Origin of the sequence: Paraburkholderia acidiphila, assembly GCF_009789655.1 — a bacterium.
Taxonomy (GTDB): Bacteria; Pseudomonadota; Gammaproteobacteria; order Burkholderiales; family Burkholderiaceae; genus Paraburkholderia; species Paraburkholderia acidiphila.
In genome coordinates, this window is the sequence record NZ_CP046912.1 from 400,663 (window position 1) to 418,255 (window position 17,593).

At 66.0% G+C, this 17,593-nt stretch carries 13 protein-coding genes; 6 read left to right on the forward strand and 7 right to left on the reverse strand.

The features are described 5' to 3' along the window. Window positions 1–33: 33 nt before the first annotated feature. Genes aliB through badH form a run of 3 tightly spaced genes read right to left on the reverse strand, consistent with a single transcriptional unit; the run spans window position 34 to window position 2,833 of the window. Entirely contained in the window at window positions 34–1,185 is a 1,152-nt protein-coding gene (aliB, locus tag FAZ97_RS31965; protein ID WP_158762779.1) for a cyclohexanecarboxyl-CoA dehydrogenase, read from the reverse strand. Window positions 1,186–1,242: 57 nt separating this feature from the next. Continuing rightward, window positions 1,243–2,025, reverse strand: a complete 783-nt coding sequence (gene badI, locus FAZ97_RS31970) for a 2-ketocyclohexanecarboxyl-CoA hydrolase (protein WP_158762780.1) — start codon at window positions 2,023–2,025, stop codon at window positions 1,243–1,245. A gap of 40 nt (window positions 2,026–2,065) precedes the next feature. After that, window positions 2,066–2,833 carry a 2-hydroxycyclohexanecarboxyl-CoA dehydrogenase gene (gene badH, locus FAZ97_RS31975; RefSeq protein WP_158762781.1) on the reverse strand — a complete coding sequence of 256 codons (768 nt, stop codon included), beginning with the start codon at window positions 2,831–2,833 and terminating at the stop codon, window positions 2,066–2,068. 229 nt (window positions 2,834–3,062) lie between these two features. Here badH and FAZ97_RS31980 point away from each other — a divergent pair, with 229 nt between their 5' ends. Next, window positions 3,063–3,488, forward strand: coding sequence for a MarR family transcriptional regulator (locus FAZ97_RS31980; RefSeq protein ID WP_158762782.1), 426 nt, complete (start codon window positions 3,063–3,065; stop codon window positions 3,486–3,488). A 45-nt stretch (window positions 3,489–3,533) separates the two neighbouring features. After that, window positions 3,534–3,875: a DHCW motif cupin fold protein gene (locus FAZ97_RS31985; RefSeq protein WP_158762783.1), complete on the forward strand. Its 342-nt coding sequence runs from the start codon at window positions 3,534–3,536 to the stop codon at window positions 3,873–3,875. Between the two features lie 19 nt (window positions 3,876–3,894). On the opposite strand, the gene FAZ97_RS31990 is transcribed toward FAZ97_RS31985, so the two are convergent. The 3 genes from FAZ97_RS31990 to FAZ97_RS32000 all read right to left on the reverse strand — a co-directional run bounded on the left by FAZ97_RS31990 (window position 3,895) and on the right by FAZ97_RS32000 (window position 8,152). Continuing rightward, window positions 3,895–5,019: a J domain-containing protein gene (locus tag FAZ97_RS31990; RefSeq protein ID WP_158762784.1), complete on the reverse strand. Its 1,125-nt coding sequence runs from the start codon at window positions 5,017–5,019 to the stop codon at window positions 3,895–3,897. 116 nt (window positions 5,020–5,135) lie between these two features. Continuing rightward, window positions 5,136–6,914, reverse strand: a complete 1,779-nt coding sequence (locus FAZ97_RS31995) for a cobaltochelatase CobT-related protein (RefSeq protein WP_233271998.1) — start codon at window positions 6,912–6,914, stop codon at window positions 5,136–5,138. A 14-nt stretch (window positions 6,915–6,928) separates the two neighbouring features. Continuing rightward, window positions 6,929–8,152, reverse strand: coding sequence for an AAA family ATPase (locus FAZ97_RS32000; protein ID WP_158762785.1), 1,224 nt, complete (start codon window positions 8,150–8,152; stop codon window positions 6,929–6,931). Between the two features lie 207 nt (window positions 8,153–8,359). On the opposite strand from FAZ97_RS32000, the gene FAZ97_RS32005 reads away from it, so the two are divergent. Then, window positions 8,360–9,175, forward strand: coding sequence for an AraC family transcriptional regulator (locus tag FAZ97_RS32005; protein WP_158762786.1), 816 nt, complete (start codon window positions 8,360–8,362; stop codon window positions 9,173–9,175). A 25-nt stretch (window positions 9,176–9,200) separates the two neighbouring features. Here the strand turns inward: FAZ97_RS32005 and FAZ97_RS32010 are convergent, their stop codons facing one another. Then, complete coding sequence (locus tag FAZ97_RS32010; RefSeq protein WP_158762787.1) at window positions 9,201–9,410, reverse strand: hypothetical protein; 210 nt, start codon at window positions 9,408–9,410, stop codon at window positions 9,201–9,203. Window positions 9,411–9,778: 368 nt separating this feature from the next. Between FAZ97_RS32010 and FAZ97_RS32015 the strand changes: the two genes are divergently transcribed. The 3 genes from FAZ97_RS32015 to FAZ97_RS32025 are packed head-to-tail and all read left to right on the forward strand — an operon-like array spanning window position 9,779 to window position 17,589. Continuing rightward, window positions 9,779–11,101, forward strand: a complete 1,323-nt coding sequence (locus FAZ97_RS32015; protein ID WP_158762788.1) for an efflux RND transporter periplasmic adaptor subunit — start codon at window positions 9,779–9,781, stop codon at window positions 11,099–11,101. Window positions 11,102–11,119: 18 nt separating this feature from the next. After that, window positions 11,120–14,278 (forward strand): efflux RND transporter permease subunit, encoded by a 3,159-nt coding sequence (locus tag FAZ97_RS32020; RefSeq protein ID WP_158762789.1) that lies wholly within the window; start codon window positions 11,120–11,122, stop codon window positions 14,276–14,278. Then, window positions 14,275–17,589: an efflux RND transporter permease subunit gene (locus FAZ97_RS32025; protein ID WP_158762790.1), complete on the forward strand. Its 3,315-nt coding sequence runs from the start codon at window positions 14,275–14,277 to the stop codon at window positions 17,587–17,589. The genes FAZ97_RS32020 and FAZ97_RS32025 overlap by 4 nt, the downstream gene beginning before the upstream one ends. Window positions 17,590–17,593: the final 4 nt, after the last annotated feature.

The following is a 17,593-nucleotide window of genomic DNA, read 5'->3' on the forward strand; positions in this document are numbered from 1 at the left end:
TGGCGTTGAAGGGAACGTCGCAGACGGCGCGCATCATGCCGGCACCGCGTCGCGGCCCGCGTTTGAGCGCGCGATGATGGTCTTCATGATCTGGGCCGTGCCGTCGCCGATCTGGAAGCCCAGGACGTCGCGCAGGCGCTGTTCGAGCGGCCCACGGTCGTAGCCGCCGTGCCCGAACGAAAGCAGGCATTGATGCACCACGTCGTAGGCGAGCTTGGGTCCCCACCACTTGCACATGGCGGCCTCGGCCGTATGAGGCAGACCACGGTCCTTGAGCCACAGCGTTTGCAGGCACAACAGGCGCGCCGCCTCCACCTGGGTTGCGTATTCGGCCAGCGGATGCGACACGCCCTGGAACGCCGAAAGCGGCTTGCCAAAGGCTTCGCGCTGCGCAACGTAGGCCCAGGTTTCCTCGAGGCTAACGTTCGCCACGGCGAGCACCTGTAGGCCGATGAGCGCGCGCGAGAAGTCAAAGCCCTGCATGACCTGAACAAAGCCCTTGCCTTCTTCGCCCAGCAGATGATCCACCGGCACGCGCACGTTCTCGAAGAAGATCGAGCCGCGTCCAATCGCGCGCTGCCCGTGGCAGTCGAAGCGATTGCGCGTGACGCCCGGCAAATCCATCGGCACGAAAATGGCCGACACGCCGCGCGCGCCGTCTTCCACGCTGCCGGTGCGCGCGAACACCACGGCGGCGTCGGCCTGGTCGGCGGCGGAAATCGAGGTCTTCTCGCCGTTGAGGACGTAGTGGTCGCCCACGCGCTCCATCTTCAGTCGCAGGCTCGCGGCGTCCGAGCCGCCGCGCGGCTCCGTGAGCGCAATCGCAAGCAGCGCGCGGCCCTGCGTGAGCCGCTCGAGCCACGGGCGCGCAATCACCGGCGCTGCGTGCTTGGCGAGAATCTGCCCGTTGAGCGAGGCAAGCAGGTTGATGTATGAGAGGCTCAGATCGGCGCGCGCAATTTCCTCGTGGATCACGCCCGCTGCAAGGCAGCCCAGGCCCTGGCCGCCATACTGCTCAGGCAATTCCGGCGCGATGAAGCCCATCTCGCCCATTTCGCGCATCAGGCCGCGATCGAGCACGCGCGTGGCGTCGCGTTCGATGAAGCCAGGCGCCACGCGCCCCTGTGCGAAGCGCCGTGCGTGTTCGCCGAGCGCGGCGAGGTCTTCGTCGATATACGGGTTCATGGTGCCTCCCAGAAGCAGCAATATTGATTCGCCATCCTTATCGTCATGAAGGCGCCTTTATTTTGCGTACTTGCGAAATTCGGGCTTGCGCTTTTCCTGGAACGCGCGCACGCCCTCGCGCGATTCTTCCGTGTCGTAGTAGAGCTTCAGTGCATACATACCCATGCCCGCAATACCGGCCTGATGCGCCGTATCCATGTTGAACGAGCGCTTGGCGATCGCGATGGCCGTGGGGCTCTTTTCCATGATTTCGTCGCACCACTTCTGCACTTCCGCGTCGAGTTGATCGTGCGGCACGACCGCGTTCACGAGGCCCATGGCCAGCGCTTCTGCGGCGGGATAGCGGCGGCACAGATACCAGATTTCACGCGCCTTCTTCTCGCCGACCACGCGTGCAAGGAATGCTGTGCCGTAACCCGGATCGACGGAGCCGACCTTCGGCCCCACCTGCCCGAACACGGCCTTCTCCGAAGCAATGGTGAAATCGCAGATCGTGCACAGCACGTTGCCGCCACCCACCGCATAGCCCTGCACGCGGGCGATCACGGGTTTGGGCACGTCGCGAATCACGGCGTGCAGTTCCTCCATCGGCAGGCCTATCGTGCCGCGGCCGTCGTACTGGCCCGAGTGCGCGGACTGGTCGCCGCCCGTGCAGAACGCCTTGTCGCCCGCACCGGCCAGGACGATCGCGCCGATCTCGCGGTCGTAGCCCGCCTTGTTGATCGCGTGAATCAGTTCGTCGCAGGTGCGGCCGCGAAACGCGTTCATCTTCTCGGGCCGGTTGATGGTGATCCATGCCGCGCCGTTGCGCACTTCGTAGAGAATGTCTTCGTAGTTCATGATCGATGCGTTTCCTGTTTCGTATTCGATAGAGCGCGCGTTAGCCCGCCATGGTCAGACCGCCCGATACGCTCAACACCTGTCCCGTGATGTAGTTCGCGTCGTCGCTCGCGAAGAACACGATTGCGCCGGGAAAATCGTCAGGCTGGCCAATGCGGCCGAGCGGAATCGAGCGCTGGAACGCTTCGAGCAGCTTCTCGGGGTTGCCCGCGCCTTCCTTGTATTCGGCGAAGAGTGCAGTGTCGGTCGGACCCGGGCACACCACGTTCACGGTGATGCCGTGGCGCGCGTGCTCACGTGCGATCGTCTTCGAGAACGCCACGAGGCCGCCCTTGCACGCCGCGTAGACCGCTTCGCCCGACGAGCCCACGCGCGCAGCATCCGAGGCGATGTTGATAATGCGTCCGCGCTTGCGCTCCACCATGCCGGGCAGCACCGCGTGATGCATATGCAACGCGCCCGTGAGATTGATGGCGATGAGTTTCTCCCACTGCGCGGGTTCGGTCTTCGTAAATGGACGGAAAACGTCCCAGCCCGCGTTGTTCACCAGCACATCCACGGGGCCGAGCTGCGCTTGCACTTGCTGGAGCGCCGCCTCCACTTCCGAGCGGTTCGTGATGTCGCAACGCAGCGCCAGCGCCGCACCGCCCTTCTCGCGGATATCCTCAGCCACCTTCAGCGCCGCTTCGAGCGACAGATCCAGCACCGCCACACGCGCGCCCTCGGCCGCAAAGCGCCGGCAGGTCGCCCCGCCGATGCCGCCTCCGCCGCCCGTCACCACCACCGTCTTGCCTTCGAGCTTTCGCACCGCGATCCTCCATTCGGTTGAGCAGTACCATAGACGCCTTCGAAGCCGGTCCTCTTTGGGCTCGGCATCAAATTACGTCAATATATTGACGTATACTAGGTAACACTCATATCGAAGACAAGCGCGGAAACACCAGGAGAAACCCTTGCGAAAAACACCAAAAATTCAGGATTCAAGCCGCTTCGATCTGGCCAACCGGCTGTTCTTCCGGCTCTATCAATGCGCAAACATGTTGCATAAAACCGGTACGCGCGCGGTGGAGGCCGAGGGCTTGACCACGCAGCAATGGGCTGTGCTCGGCGCGCTTTCGCGCCCGGAAGCGCAGCCGGGCATGAGCGTGGGCGATCTCGCGCGCTATCTGATGGTGAGCCGCCAGAATCTCTCGGGCCTGATCAGCCGGATGGAACGCGACGGCCACGTGACGACCCAGGCGGATGCGCGCGATCGCCGCTCGCGTCTCGTCTGCATGACCGAGCCGGGCCGCAAGCTGTGGGTTGCGCAGGCCACGCCGAAAATCGAGGCGTACTACGAAGCCGTGCTGGACAATTTTTCGTCCGACGACATGACGCACACGCTGCACTATCTGCTGAAGCTGCTCGATAACATGAAGCGCGTGGACGAACGGGAGCGTACAGCGGACGACGACGATGCGTGAGCCTGCTCCGCTACAATCGGACGACACGCACAAGGAGAAAACCGCATGAAAATGGCTGCATTTCGCTTCGGCACCACCGACTGGTCCCGCGTCGAGCCCACGCAGCACAAAGGGGAAACGGGCATGGCCAGCTGGCGCACGCGTTTTTTCGGCGACGAAGCCAACCCGATCCGCGTGCGCATGGTCGAATACTCGGCTGGCTACCTCGCGGATCACTGGTGCAAGAAGGGGCACATTCTGTTCTGCCTCGAAGGCGAACTCGAAACGACGCTCGACGACGGGCGCAAGTTCGTCCTCACACCCGGCATGAGCTATGAGGTGGGAGACAACGCCGAGGCGCACCAGTCGTACACGCGCACGGGCGCGAAACTCTTCGTCGTCGATTGAATGCGGCGGCGCGGCCGCTTCAGCGCGGCGCGCCGAGATCGGCGTCGAGCCGCTTGCGCAAGTCGCGCACCACGCGGGCGGCCGGCACGAGCCACCACGTGGGCGCCGCCACGGAGAAGTCATACGCGAGCGCCGTTTGCGCGGCGCCGGTCGTGTGCGCCCGGCACCGGAACGACACCACCTGGCGCCGTGCGCCAGCCTGGGAGCCCGGCGAGAAGCGCATGACCGCACGCAGCGCGAATTGCGTCTCGTCAGGCGCAGCCTCGTACGATTCGATGCTCCACTCAGCGCCGTAGTGCGCCTCGTGACGCAGCGCCGCGCTCACGCGCCGGCGCGTTTCGTCGCCGGGCAAGGCCACAGGGTGCTCGCGCCCGGCACGCCCGGCGCGGTATAGCGTGCGCTGCGACCAGCCCCAGCCGAACGTGAGCACCACGCCGCCCGCCACGAGCGCCCACCGCAGAATATGGGCGAGCCAGCGGCCGATCTCGAAGCGCGCGATGGGCGCGAACAGCAGGCCCACGATCCAATGCGCGATCACATAAATCACGAGGCACGCGAACACGCTCGCGGAAAGCGTCAGCAGCCAGCCCCGCGAAGGATCGTCGAATTTCGCAAACAGGAAATCACGCACGCCTGAACGCGCCTGGACGTCAACGGCTTGTGGTTCGCCTGCGTCCTGCTCGCCTGGCTGCCCGGCATCCGCTTCGTCGCGCAACGCCGTGAGCTCGCCGTGCAGCGAGTCGCGTTCGGTCCGCATGCGCTGGATTTCGTCGAGGGTACGCGTGCGTTCGGCGCGCATCCCGTCCAGTTCGGCGCGCACGCGTTCGCGCTGCGCCAGCAGCGATTGCATTTGCGCGTGCAGCTCCTCGGCCTGCGCGACGCTCAGCGCGGCACGGCTCACCGGCGGCGCATGATGCACGGACCAATAGGCCTCGAGCAGCTCGCGCGCCTCCTTGACGCGCTTGAACTGATCGTCGGCCCAGCGCATCGAGGCGGCCGTGGGGTGCCGCCATTTGTCGGGATGCAGGATCTGCGCGAGATGGCGATAGTGATGCTTGATGTCCGCCTCGCTCGCCCCCGGCTCCAGATCGAGCCGGTAGTAGAGGCGGTCGTAATCCACGGGTCGGTAGTCGCGGCCTGGCATGACCTGTTTGTATTCGTCAGTGGAAGGGTTGGCAGAGGCGCAACGCCTGCCTGTTCAACTTAGCGCAATGCGCCCGGTCCGGCAAGGAAAGCGCCGCCGCCAGTGCTCGCACGGTTTCAGTGCGGCTGCCCCGCCAGCAGGCGGCTCAAGGTCGCGAACGCGGTGGCCGGCAATTCGTGCAGCTTGCGCACGACCACGGCATTCGGATAGAACGCCTCGACCGCGTCGTCCAGGATGCCGATGCCCACTAGCTCGATGCCCTGCTCCGTCACGGCCTGCACGCGCGCGAGCAGGTCGCTGCGTAACACGGCCGGGTCGCCGTCGCTCGTCGAAGGATAGCCGTCCGAGAGCACGAAAAGCAGCCGCCGGCGCGCCCTGCGCTGCGCAAGGCGCGCAGCCGCCCAGGCAAGCGCTTCGCCGTCCGGGTTCTCGTGGCCGCACTCGATCGCCGCGAGCCCGCTCAGGTCGCGTGAGTCGAAGCGCTTGAACACGCGCAGATCCAGCCGCTCGACGAAGCGGTTATAGGCTCGCAGATCGGCGCCGGCCGCGCGCTCACGCTCATAGAGTGCACGCATTTCCGGTGCTTCGATCGAACTGTAGCCGAGCACTTCCGCATCGAACGCGAGCTGTGTGAGGGCATCAGCGAGCGCCGCCGCGCACAGGCGCGCCAGTTCGATCTTGCGGCCCGCCATCGACCCGCTCAGGTCGAGCAGCAGCGTGACCACCGTGTCGCGGCCGCTCGCATGACGCGCCACGCGAAACGGCGTGCGATAGCCGTGCGAGGCGGCGAGACGCGCGAGCGCGGCGCGGTCGATCTCGCCGCGCTCCTGCTCGCGCTTCCAGTGCGTGAGTTCGTCGGCCTTAAGCACACGCTCGAGCTGGGCCTTGAGCGCGCCGGTTTCGGCGCGCGCCAATGCACGCAGCTTGCGCCAGGCGGTGGCGTCGCCGCGGCCCGTGAGGTCGGTGACGACATCGAATGCCGTGGTCAGCGGGATCGACAAGCGTGGGCGCATCTGCGCGGGACTGCGATTGCCTGCGGCGGCGTGCGGTGCGTCCGCCTCGGAAAGCGATGTGCCAGCGGCGGAATCGGACTGCGTACTCGCGTGCGCCGAAGCGCCATCGTCACGCTCGCGGGCGTCGTCTGGTTGCGCGGCGCCGTCCGGCGGCTCGACCTCGTCTTGCGCACCGAATTCGTCCATCGCCTGGGCGAGCCGGGCCGCTTCGTCGTCGAGACCTTCGGCGGGGCCCGCCGTCTGCATCATGTTGTTCGCGCCGCGCGATGCGAGCGAGCGCACGCCCGCCACGATCTCCACAGCCGCACGCAGGCTCGCTTGCGTCGACCGGCTCGCGCGCGCCGCATCGAGCGGACCGTCGATCGCGCGCAGAGCAGCAGCGAGCGCCGCTGCATCGCGTTCCAGCACACCGGGCGCTTCGTCCCAGAGCGTGCGCTCGATCGCCCATGCAAGACGCTCGCGCCACGCCAGCTTCGGCCAGCGCCGCGCGATGTCGTCGCTGCGTTGCGCGCGCCAGCTTTGCGCGTAGCGTTGCGCGCCGGGGAACGCGCGCGCGAGTTGCGCGAGCACGCGGCGGTCCTCGATCGCCTGCGCAATGCGCCCCGTCACGCCGGCTTGCGGCGTGTCGAGGCGCGCCGCTTCGCTGTAGCGATGGCGCGCGGCCAGCAAGTCGAGCGCGCCAAGCAGTACGGCTTCATGCGCGGCGTCATCCGTGAGGCGCGCGGGCAGCACGAAGCGTTCGCCTTCCACGTGCGGCTCGCCCGCGCCGAACGACACGCTCACGCGCGTGTCGCCGGTCAGCACACGCGCGAGGCGCCCGAGCGCGCCCTCGGGATCGGCGCCCGCCGTCAGACCTTCTGGTGCGTCCGGCAAGCTGGACACAGGCGCCTCCTTACTCACGCGTCGAAGATCACGTGATGACGAATGATGCTGCGGATGAGCGCCGCATCGTCCGCACTCACCTTCGCGTAGATCGCCGGCCCTGCCGCGCGCTCGACATCGCCCGTGCGCAGCATGAGTTCGGCCCAGTCGATCAGGCGCCGCGTGGAAAACGCGCTCGCGAGGTCCTCGCGGGCGAACGCCGCGCGGCAGTCGGCGGCGACGGCGGCGAGCGTCTGCGCGAGCGGCCGCGTGAGCACTGGCAGCGTGCGCAGCAATACTTCGGTTTCCTCTTCAAGCGAGAGATAGTCGAACAGGTACACGCGCCAGCGGTCGAGAAATGCCTCATTGAGCAGGTTCGCCCCCTGGTACAGATGACGGTACGCGCTCATCGCGCCCGCCGCGTTCGCGGTGGCGAAGAGGCGGAACGACGGATGCGGCTCGACTATTTCATTGCCGCGCTCCTTGAGCAAAAGGCGCCCGTTCGGTTCCAGCACGGCGGTGAGCACGGCAAGAATCGACGGCTCGGCAAAGTCGAGTTCGTCGATGATGAGCCAGAAGCCCTCGCGCATCGCCACGGGCAGCACGCCGTCCACCCAGATCGTCTCGCCGCCCTTCACGGTCCAGAAACCCACGAAGTCGCCAATCGTGGTCTGGCCGTTCATGTTCGCACGCAGCACGCCATAGTCCGCGCGCGCGGCCACCTGTTCGATGAAGCTCGTCTTGCCCGAGCCCGTATGGCCGATCAGCATGACGCGGCGATTTTCTACGATGTCCTGAACGATGTCGTCGCCACGTTCGGTGAAGAGATAAGCCGCGTTCACGCGCGGCACCAACGCGTTCGGCTCGCCGCGCGGCAGATCCACGCTGCCGATGCGTACGGTGGGCGTTTTAACTTGCGGTGAGGTTTGCGCCGCTTTGGCCTCGCGCGCCGCTTCGACGGCTTGCCGCAACGCTGCCGAAAACGTGCCGCCCGCTTGTGCGGCCCGCGCTTCATCGGCGCGCTGCGCTTCGGAAACGAAGCCCTCGCGACGCCATTTGAGCAGCTTCGATTCGAGATTGTCGAGGTCGATTTCAGTGTCGATGTCGACCTTGTCGTCCTCGCCCTGGCCGTGCTCGATGCGGTACATATGCGCACGTGCGGAAGGCGAGACGCGCCACCATTCGCGCGCCCGGCCGGCGCCGCGGGTGTAGAGGCCCAGCGGATCTTCGTCTTGCAGTGCGGGATCGGATGCGTTCATGGGCGGGAAATGCAGGGCGCTGCCGCGCGGTCCGGAAAATCGTCTCATATTACCGGTGCGTGTCGCGGTGCGCAAAAGCGTGACAATGACAACCAGGCGAGGAACCCACAAGGACCACGGCTCCGCTTCCACCACACGTCCAGCCATGTTAGCGTGACGCTCGCCAGACGAGGCACACACGCCTCACCTGTCACCCGGAGACTCCCCATGCCCCAAGCCGCGCCCCCCGAACTCGACGACGAGCCGGGGCGCGGACGTTCGCTCGCGCGTCACTACCCGCGCGGCCTCCAGATCGAGCCGCACACGCATACCTGGGCGCAGGTGCTCTACGCCGTCTCGGGCGTGATGTGGGTCGAGGTGGAACGCGAAGCGCTCGTCGTGCCGCCGCAGCGCGCCGTGTGGCTGCCGCCGGGCACGCAGCACGCCATTCATATGCTAAGCGCCGTCGAGATGCGCAATCTCTATCTGCACGAGCGCGACAGCCGGCACCTGAGCGAGCGGTGCGAGGTGTTCGAGGTCAACGGCCTGCTGCGCGAACTCATCACGAGTCTCGCGGAACGCGCGCGCGAAGACGACGACGCCTGGCTCGACGCGGCCTATCGCCTCGCGTCGATCGAACTCGCCCACGCGCCGCGCTCCACGCTACGCATTCCGCTGCCCGACGCATCCGACCGCCGCCTCGCCACGCTATGCCGCGCAGTGATCGACAACCCGTCGGCCGATATCGGCTTCGAACAACATGCGGCGTGGGTGGGCGCGAGCGTGCGCACGCTCTCGCGCCTCTTCACGCGCGAGCTTGGCATGGGGTTTGCGGAGTGGCGCCGCCAGGTGCAGCTCGCACTCGCCGTGTCGCGCCTCGCGGAGGGCGAGCCTGTGAGCGCCGTGGCGCGCATGCTGGGCTACCTGCCGAGCAGCTTCAGCGAGATGTTCCGCCGCGAACTGGGCGTGCCGCCCAGCGAGTTCCGGCCCACCGGCACCCTGGGCGGCACGGCGGGCTTCGCGGAGGAAAACGCGGCGCAGTGACGCGCGCGTGGACTCATGCCGCAGATCAATGCGGCGGCAGATCGCCGACTAGCGGAAACATGTCGGGCGTATAGCCCATATTGAAGTAACCGGCCCGTGCATACGTGGCGATTCGTTCGAGGTGCTCGGTTTCGCGCGACGCGTCGCGCGGTTCGGGCTCGCCGCCGTCCGGCACGGGCGGGCTGTTCGCACGGCCGCGCCGCGCAAACCACGCCGGCATCGACAACTTCGACATTGCGGACTCCTTGCAAGGCGTTGACCCCTTCCAATCTAGACAGTCATCGGCGTACACGCAAACAAGCATTTCTGCGATGCATTGCACACCGCGACCGGTGCTCCCCGATCACCCGGGCATCCGCTGTAACCGCGTGAAAACCTTACAAATAACTAACGTTTCGAAATTGGCGCACGAGTTGGTTAGACTGCGAGTCTTGGCCTTCGCTGCACAGCGAGGCCCGGCTTCGACGGCATAACAATCATGAGAATGCGTATGCAGCAACTCGACAGTCACCGGCAGCCATTCGCGGCAGGCAAGCCGTTGAACGCGCCGATACGGTTACTCCGCACCGCCTCGCGCGGTGGTTCGACCTCATGGAGGCAGGCATGAGCGACGTCCCGCAGACGCAACCCGCGCCGCAGCCACCCCCGCCGCCCGCACCGCCTCCGCAGACGCGCAAGCGCCGCCGGCTCGGTCCGATCATCCTCGCCATTGTCGTGATCTTGCTGATCGTGCTCGTGATTGTGCACATCATGCGCAACAAGAAGACGGAGCGCGGCGCGACGCCGCAGGTGGTGACCGTGGCCGCCGCCACGCTCGGGCCGATGCCCGTGACGCTCAACGCGCTCGGCACCGTCACGCCTGTCGCCACCGTCACGGTTCTGCCGCAAATCAGCGGCTACCTCACCGAAGTGGGCTACAAGGAAGGCCAGGATGTCGTGAAGGGGCAGTTCCTCGCGCAGATCGACCCGCGCCAGTACGAGATCAGCAAGGAACAAGCCATCGCGCAGCTCGCGAAGGACCAGGCCCTGCTCGCCCAGGCGCGCGCCGACCTCGTGCGCTACACGCAGTTGAACGAGAAGCGCTCGATCGCCGAACAGACCTACAGCGACCAGCGGTTCCTCGTCATGCAGTACGAGGCCGCTGTGAAGGCCGATCAGGCCAACGTCAGATTGTTCGAACTCGATCTGATCTATTGCCGCATTACCGCGCCGGTGTCGGGGCGCGTCGGCCTGCGGCTCGTCGATCCGGGCAACTACGTGACTTCGTCCAGTTCCACGGGCATTGCCGTCATCACGACGATGAAGCCCACCACCGTCCAGTTCGCGATTCCGCAAACCTCGCTCGGCAGCGTGCTCGATCGTGTCAATGCCGGCGCGAAGCTGCCGATCACCGTCTTCAGCAGCGACAACACTCGCCAGATCGCCACCGGCACGCTCTTCGCGCTCAGCAACCAGATGGCCACGGCCACCGGCACGGTCACGCTGCGCGCGAGCGTGCCCAACGACGACGAGGCGCTCTTTCCCAACGAGTTCGTCAATGTGAGGCTGCTCGTCGACACGCTGCAGAACGCCGTGCTCGTGCCCACGCCCGCCGTGCAGACCGGCGCGCCCGGCGACTACGTGTACCTCGTGAACGCCGACAACACCGTGTCGGTCCACAAGGTCACGCTCGGGCCGAGCGACGGCCGCTATACCGTGATATCCGCAGGCCTGCAGCAGGGTCAGCATGTCGTGACCGACGGCCTCGACCGCCTCAACGACGGCGCGAAGATCCAGCCCGCCGGGCCAAGGCCCGCCACGCACGCCGGCGCCGCAAGTGGTGCAAGCGCACCGCACCACGGCAGCGCTCCCGCCGCGTCGAGCGCACCCGGCGCCACGGCACCGAACGCATCCGACGCGAGCGCTGCGGCCTCGCAAGCGGGTTAAGCCCCGGACCCAGCGCCGATGAATATTTCGCGTCTCTTCATCCTGCGACCGGTCGCGACTTCGCTCCTGATGATCGCGATGGTGCTGATCGGCCTCGTCGCGATGAAGTTCCTGCCGGTTTCCTCGCTGCCCGCGGTGGACTACCCCACCATTCAGGTGCAGACGTTCTATCCGGGCGCGAGCCCGAACGTGATGGCGACCACCGTCACGGCGCCGCTCGAAGTGCAGCTCGGCGAAATTCCCGGGCTGCAGCAGATGATCTCGTACAGCTCCGAGGGCGCCTCGGTCATCACCCTGCAGTTCGACCTCTCGCTGAGTCTGGATGTTGCGGAGCAGAACGTGCAGCAGGCCATCAACGCGGCGAACAGCTTCCTGCCGAGCGGTCTGCCCGCGCCGCCGACCTACGCCAAGGTGAACCCGGCCGACCAGCCCATCCTCACGCTCGCGGTCACGTCGAAGTCGATGTCGCTCACGCAGTTGCAGGACGCGGCCAACAACCGGCTCGCCACGAAAATTTCCGAAGTGCCGGGCGTGGGCCTCGTCACCACCGCGGGCGGCAACGTGCCCGCCGTGCGCGTGGAGGCCGACCCGCAAAAACTCGCCGCCTACGGCCTGAATCTCGACGACCTGCGCACGCTGCTCGCCAACGTCAACGTCAGCAACCCGAAGGGCAACTTCGACGGCCCCGAGCTCAACTACACGATCAATTCGAACGACCAGATTTCGGACCCGAAGGACTACGAAGACACGGTCATCGCCTATCAAAACGGCTCGCCCGTGTTCATGCGCGACGTCGCGCGCGTGTCCACGGCCGCGCAGGACGTGGAGCGCGGCGCCTGGTACAACAAGACGCCCGCCATCGTGCTGAACGTGCAGCGTCAGCCGGGGGCGAACGTGATCGCCACCGTCAACCAGATCATGCGGCAGCTGCCGCAACTCGAAGCGTCGCTGCCCGCGGGCATGCAGGTCACGGTGGTGTCGAACAGCGTCGGCGTGATCCGCGCTTCGGTGAGCGACGCGGCCTTCGAACTCGTGCTCGCCGTGGCGCTCGTGGTGGCCGTGATCTTCGTGTTCCTGCGCAACCTGCCCGCCACCATCATTCCGAGCATCTCGGTGCCGGTCTCGCTGATCGGCACGCTCGCGATCATGTATGAGCTCGGCTACTCGATCGACAACCTCTCGCTCATGGCGCTCATCATCGCCACGGGCTTCGTGGTGGACGACTCGATCGTGATGATCGAGAACATCGTGCGCTACCTGGAGGAAGGCGACAAACCGTTGCAGGCGGCGTTAAAAGGCGCGGGGCAAATCGGCTTCACGATTCTGTCGCTGACCATTTCGCTCATTGCCGTGCTGATTCCGCTGCTCTTCATGGGCGGCGTGATCGGGCGCCTGTTCAGCGAGTTCGCCGTGACGCTCGCGGTGACCATCGTGCTTTCCGCCGTGGTCTCGCTCACCGTAGTACCGATGATGTGCGCGCGCATTCTGCGCGCCCAGGCCGAGCGGCACCCCAGCCGCTTCGAGCGCATCAGTGAAGGGCTGTTCGACAAGACGCTCAATGCCTACGAGCGCGGCCTGCGCTGGGTGCTCGACCACCAGGTGCTCACGCTCGTCGTTTTCCTGGTGACCGTCGTGCTGACCGGCCTGCTCTATGTGGTCATCCCCAAGGGCCTTTTCCCCGTGCAGGACGTGGGCGTGCTGCAGGGCATCAGCGTGGCGGACAACTCCATCTCCTACCAGGCGATGGTGAGGCGCCAGTCCGCGCTTGCCGAGGAAATTCTCAAGGACCCCGATGTGGTGTCGCTCACCTCGTACGTGGGCATCGACGGCATCAACAACACGCTCAACAACGGGCGCTTCCTCATCAACCTGAAGCCGCACGACGACCGCTCCGAAACCGCCGACGAGATCGGCCGGCGCATCCAGCAGTCGGTCGCGAAGGTGGCGGGCGTGCGCCTTTACGTGCAGCCCGAGCAGGACCTCACGCTCGACACGACGGTCTCGCGCAACCAGTACAACTTCGTGCTGCGCGGGCCGAACCAGGAGGCGTTCGATCAGTACGTGCCCGCGCTCATCGCGCGCATGAAGCAGATCACGTCCATTCGCGACGTCACGAGCGACCTCAACACGGATGGCCTTTCCGTGAACATCGAAGTGAACCGCCAGCTCGCGGCGCGCTACGGCATCACGGCGGCGACCATCGACAACGCGCTCTACGACGCGCTGGGCCAGCGCATCGTGTCGACCATCTTCCAGCAGTCGGACCAGTACCGCGTGATTCTGGTGGCGAAGCCGGAGTCGCTGCCCACGGTCGATTCGCTTGGCGACCTCTATCTGCCGAGCCAGACGAGCAGCGAAGGCCAGGTGCCGCTCAAGGGCATTGCGAAGATCAGCATTACGCGCTCGCCGCTCATGATCAGCCATCTCGCGCAGTTCCCTTCGGTCACGATCTCGTTCAATCTCGCCGATGGCGCCTCGCTCTCCGCCGCCGTGCGCGACGTGCGCAAGGCCGAGGCCGCCGTGAACCTGCCGCCCTCGATCACCTCGTCGTTCCAGGGCGCGGCGCAGGCGTTCGAGGATTCGCTTTCGAGCGAGGTGTATCTGCTGATCGCGGCGCTCGTGGCTGTCTATATCGTGCTGGGCGTGCTCTACGAGAGCTACGTGCACCCGGTCACGATCCTCTCGACGCTGCCCTCAGCCGGCATTGGCGCGCTGCTAGCGCTGATGATCGCGGGCAAGGATCTGGACGTGATCGGCATTATTGGCATCGTGCTGCTGATCGGCATCGTCAAGAAAAACGCCATCATGATGGTGGACTTCGCGCTCGAAGCGGAGCGCGTGCACGGCAAGCCGCCGCGCGAAGCCATTTTCGAGGCGTCGCTGTTGCGTTTCCGGCCCATTCTCATGACCACGCTGGCCGCCATGCTCGGCGCGTTGCCGATGCTGCTCGGCAGCGGCACGGGCTCGGAACTGCGCCGCCCGCTGGGCCTTGCGATCATCGGCGGCCTCACGCTTTCGCAGATGCTCACGCTCTTCACGACGCCCGTGATCTATCTGTACTTCGACCGGCTCGCCGAACGCTTCGGGCGCAAGCGCAAGCCTGAACCCCGCGCAGACGGCGACGCGGACGGCGGCCCCGGCAACGGCGTGCCACCCGCGCCCGAGGGCACGCCGTGAACCTCTCGGCGCTCTTCATCCGGCGGCCGGTCGCGACGTCGCTTCTCGCGATTGCGATCCTCATTTCGGGGATACTCGCCTTTTTCCGGCTGCCGGTCGCGCCGCTGCCCAACATCGCCTATCCGGTGATCGTGGTGCAGGCCAACATGGCGGGCGCGAGCCCGGACATCATGGCGTCGACCGTAGCCGAGCCGCTGGAGCGGCGCCTCGGCACCATCGCCGACGTGAGCCAGCTCACGTCGATCAGCAACACGGGTTCGTCGCTCATCGTGATCGTGTTCGGCCTGAACCGCGACATCAACGGCGCGGCGCGCGACGTTGAGGCCGCGATCCAGGCCGCGCGCGCCGACCTGCCCACCACCTTGCGCAGCAATCCAACGTACCGCCAGTACAACCCCGCCAGCGCACCGATCATGGTGCTCGCGCTCACGTCGGAAACGCTCACCAAGGCGCAGCTCTACGATTCCGCCGATTCGGTCATCCAGCAGCAGCTCTCGCAAGTGGACGGCGTGGGGCAGATCACGCTGGGCGGCGGCGCGCTGCCCTCCGTGCGCGTGGAGCTGGAACCCGGCAAGCTCAACAGCTACGGCATCGGGCTCGAAGACGTGCGCGCCTCTATTGGCGCGGCCAACGCCGACAGCGCGAAAGGCCATATCGACCAGGGCAACCAGCGCTATACGGTCATCTCGAACGACCAGATCAGCAATGCCGCGCCGTTCCGCGATGTCGTGATCGCGTATCGCAACGGCTCGCCCGTGTTCCTGCGCGACGTGGCCTCGGTCATCGATTCCAACGAAAACATCCGCAACGCGGGCCTCTACAACGGCCAGTCTGCCGTGCTCGTGATCGTCTACCCGATGCCCGGCAGCAACGTCGTGAAGACGGTGCAGCAGATCCGCGACCGCCTGCCCTCCATCGAAGCCGCGCTGCCCGCCACGATCAAGGTGAACGTGGCGATCGACCGCTCCGAGTCCGTGCGCGCCTCCGTGGCCGACACCGAGCGCACCCTGTTCATCGCCGTACTGCTCGTGATCGGCGTGGTGTTCGTGTTCCTGCTCTCGCCACGCGCGACGCTCATTCCCGCCGTGGCGCTGCCGCTTTCCATCGTGGGCACGTTCGGGCCCATGTACCTGCTCGGCTACAGCATCGACAATCTCTCGCTGATGGCGCTCACCATCGGCACCGGCTTCGTGGTGGACGACGCCGTGGTGGTGCTGGAAAACATCGTGCGCCACATCGAAGCCGGCATGGAGCCCAAGGAAGCGGCGCTCAAAGGCGCGGGCGAAGTGGGCTTCACGGTGCTTTCCATGAGCCTCTCGCTCATCGCCGTGTTCCTGCCCATTCTGCTGATGCCCGGCATCGTGGGCCTGCTCTTTCACGAGTTCGCGATGACGCTCTCCATCGCGATCCTCATCTCGCTCGTGATCTCGCTCACCGTCACGCCGACCATGTGCGCCTACGTGCTCAAGCGCGAAGCGCTGCACCGCAAGCCCTCGCGCGCGGCCGTGTGGATCGACGCGCAGTTCGAGCGCTTCAAGCAGTTCTATTCGCGCACGCTCGACGTCGCGCTCAATCACGCGCGGCTCACGATCTTCATCCTGTTCGCGCTGCTGGTGGGCAACGTGTTTCTCGCGCGGCTGCTTTCCGGCACGTTCTTCCCCGAGCAGGACACCGGCATTCTGATCGGACAGATCATCGCGGACCAGAGCATTTCGTTCACGGCGATGGAGAAGAAACTCGCGCAATTGCAGGCCATCGTGAAGGCCGACCCCGCCGTGCAGTCGGTGGCGGGCTTCACCGGCGGGCGCGCGCTCAATACGGCGACCGTGTTCGTCGAACTGAAGCCGATCGGCGAGCGTCGCCTGACGGCCACCCAGGTCGTGAACCGCCTGCGCCCCAAACTCAATGCCGTTTCGGGCGCACGCCTTTTCATGCAAGCGCAGCAGGACCTGCAGATCGGCGGGCGGCAGTCGGCGGCCGAGTATCAGTACACGCTCACGAGCGACGACGCCAACGCCCTCTTCACCTGGGTACCGCGTCTCGTGGACGAATTGAACAAGCACCGCGGCCAGATGACGGATGTGAATTCGGACTTGCAGCAAAACGGTCTGGAGGCCTACATGACGGTGGCGCGCTCGACCGCCAAGCGCTACGGCTTCGATCCGAACCAGGTGGACAACGTGCTCTACGACGCCTTCGGACAGCGCACCGTCTCGACCATCTACAACGCGATCAACCAGTACTTCGTCGTCATGGAAGTGGCGCCGCAATACTGGCAATATCCGCAGTCGTTCCAGGATATCTGGCTGAGCACCGCGGCGGGCAACGCGAGCGGCGCGGCGCAAACGCAGATGCCGTCTAGCGTCATCTCGGGCGTCACGCCTTTCACGGCCGTGACCACAACCAGCGCGACGAGCAGCAACACCAACGAGCGCAACGCCAACGCCGTGGCCAACCAGCAGAACAACGCGATTGCCAACAGCAAGGGCGGCAGTTCCAGCGGCAGCGCGGACAGCACGGCCGCCGAAACCATGGTGCCGCTCATGGCGCTCATGGACTGGAAAACGCGCCATACGGCCACGCAGGTCAATCACCAGGGCACGGAAGTCGCGGGCACGATCTCGTTCAATCTGCCCAGTGGCGGCTCGCTTTCCGAGGCCAGCAACATCATCGAGCAGGCCGAGCGCGACATCGGCATGCCCGCTTCCATTCACGGCGCGTTCGCGGGCGCGGCTCAGGCGTACGCGCAGTCCATGGGCGTCGTGCCGTTGCTCATTGTCGCCGCGCTCGCCGTGGTCTATATCGTGCTGGGCGTGCTGTACGAAAACACCATCCACCCGCTCACGATCCTCTCCACGCTGCCCTCGGCCGGCATTGGCGCGATCCTCGCCATGCTGATCTTCGGCACGCCGTTCTCGGTGATCGCGATGATCGGCATCATCCTGCTCATTGGTATCGTGAAGAAGAACGGCATCATGATGGTCGACGTCGCCATCCAGTTGCAGCGCAACGAAGGCATGGAAGCGCGCAAAGCGATCCACGAAGCCGCCGTGGTCCGGCTGCGCCCGATCATGATGACGACCTTCGCCGCCGTGCTCGGCGCGCTGCCGCTCGCCATCGGCATCGGCCAGGGCGCTTCGCTGCGCCAGCCGCTCGGCGTGACGGTCATGGGCGGCCTGCTGCTGAGCCAGGTCTTTACCCTGTACACCACGCCGGTGATTTACCTGTTCCTCGACCGCCTGCGCGCACGCCTCGCGCGCTGGGCCGCGCGCCTGCCGTGGAATCGCCAGGCCGATGAGAGCGCATCATGATGAA

What these genes read in the sequence shown, in the direction of transcription:
- badI (WP_158762780.1), bottom strand. Translation starts at nt 2,025, where the DNA reads ATGAACTACGAAGACATTCTCTACGAAGTGCGCAACGGCGCGGCATGG.
- FAZ97_RS32020 (WP_158762789.1), top strand. Translation starts at nt 11,120, where the DNA reads ATGAATATTTCGCGTCTCTTCATCCTGCGACCGGTCGCGACTTCGCTC.
- FAZ97_RS31990 (WP_158762784.1), bottom strand. Translation starts at nt 5,019, where the DNA reads ATGCCAGGCCGCGACTACCGACCCGTGGATTACGACCGCCTCTACTAC.
- FAZ97_RS31985 (WP_158762783.1), top strand. Translation starts at nt 3,534, where the DNA reads ATGAAAATGGCTGCATTTCGCTTCGGCACCACCGACTGGTCCCGCGTC.
- FAZ97_RS32015 (WP_158762788.1), top strand. Translation starts at nt 9,779, where the DNA reads ATGAGCGACGTCCCGCAGACGCAACCCGCGCCGCAGCCACCCCCGCCG.
- FAZ97_RS32000 (WP_158762785.1), bottom strand. Translation starts at nt 8,152, where the DNA reads ATGAACGCATCCGATCCCGCACTGCAAGACGAAGATCCGCTGGGCCTC.
- FAZ97_RS32005 (WP_158762786.1), top strand. Translation starts at nt 8,360, where the DNA reads ATGCCCCAAGCCGCGCCCCCCGAACTCGACGACGAGCCGGGGCGCGGA.
- FAZ97_RS32010 (WP_158762787.1), bottom strand. Translation starts at nt 9,410, where the DNA reads ATGTCGAAGTTGTCGATGCCGGCGTGGTTTGCGCGGCGCGGCCGTGCG.
- FAZ97_RS31980 (WP_158762782.1), top strand. Translation starts at nt 3,063, where the DNA reads ATGTTGCATAAAACCGGTACGCGCGCGGTGGAGGCCGAGGGCTTGACC.
- aliB (WP_158762779.1), bottom strand. Translation starts at nt 1,185, where the DNA reads ATGAACCCGTATATCGACGAAGACCTCGCCGCGCTCGGCGAACACGCA.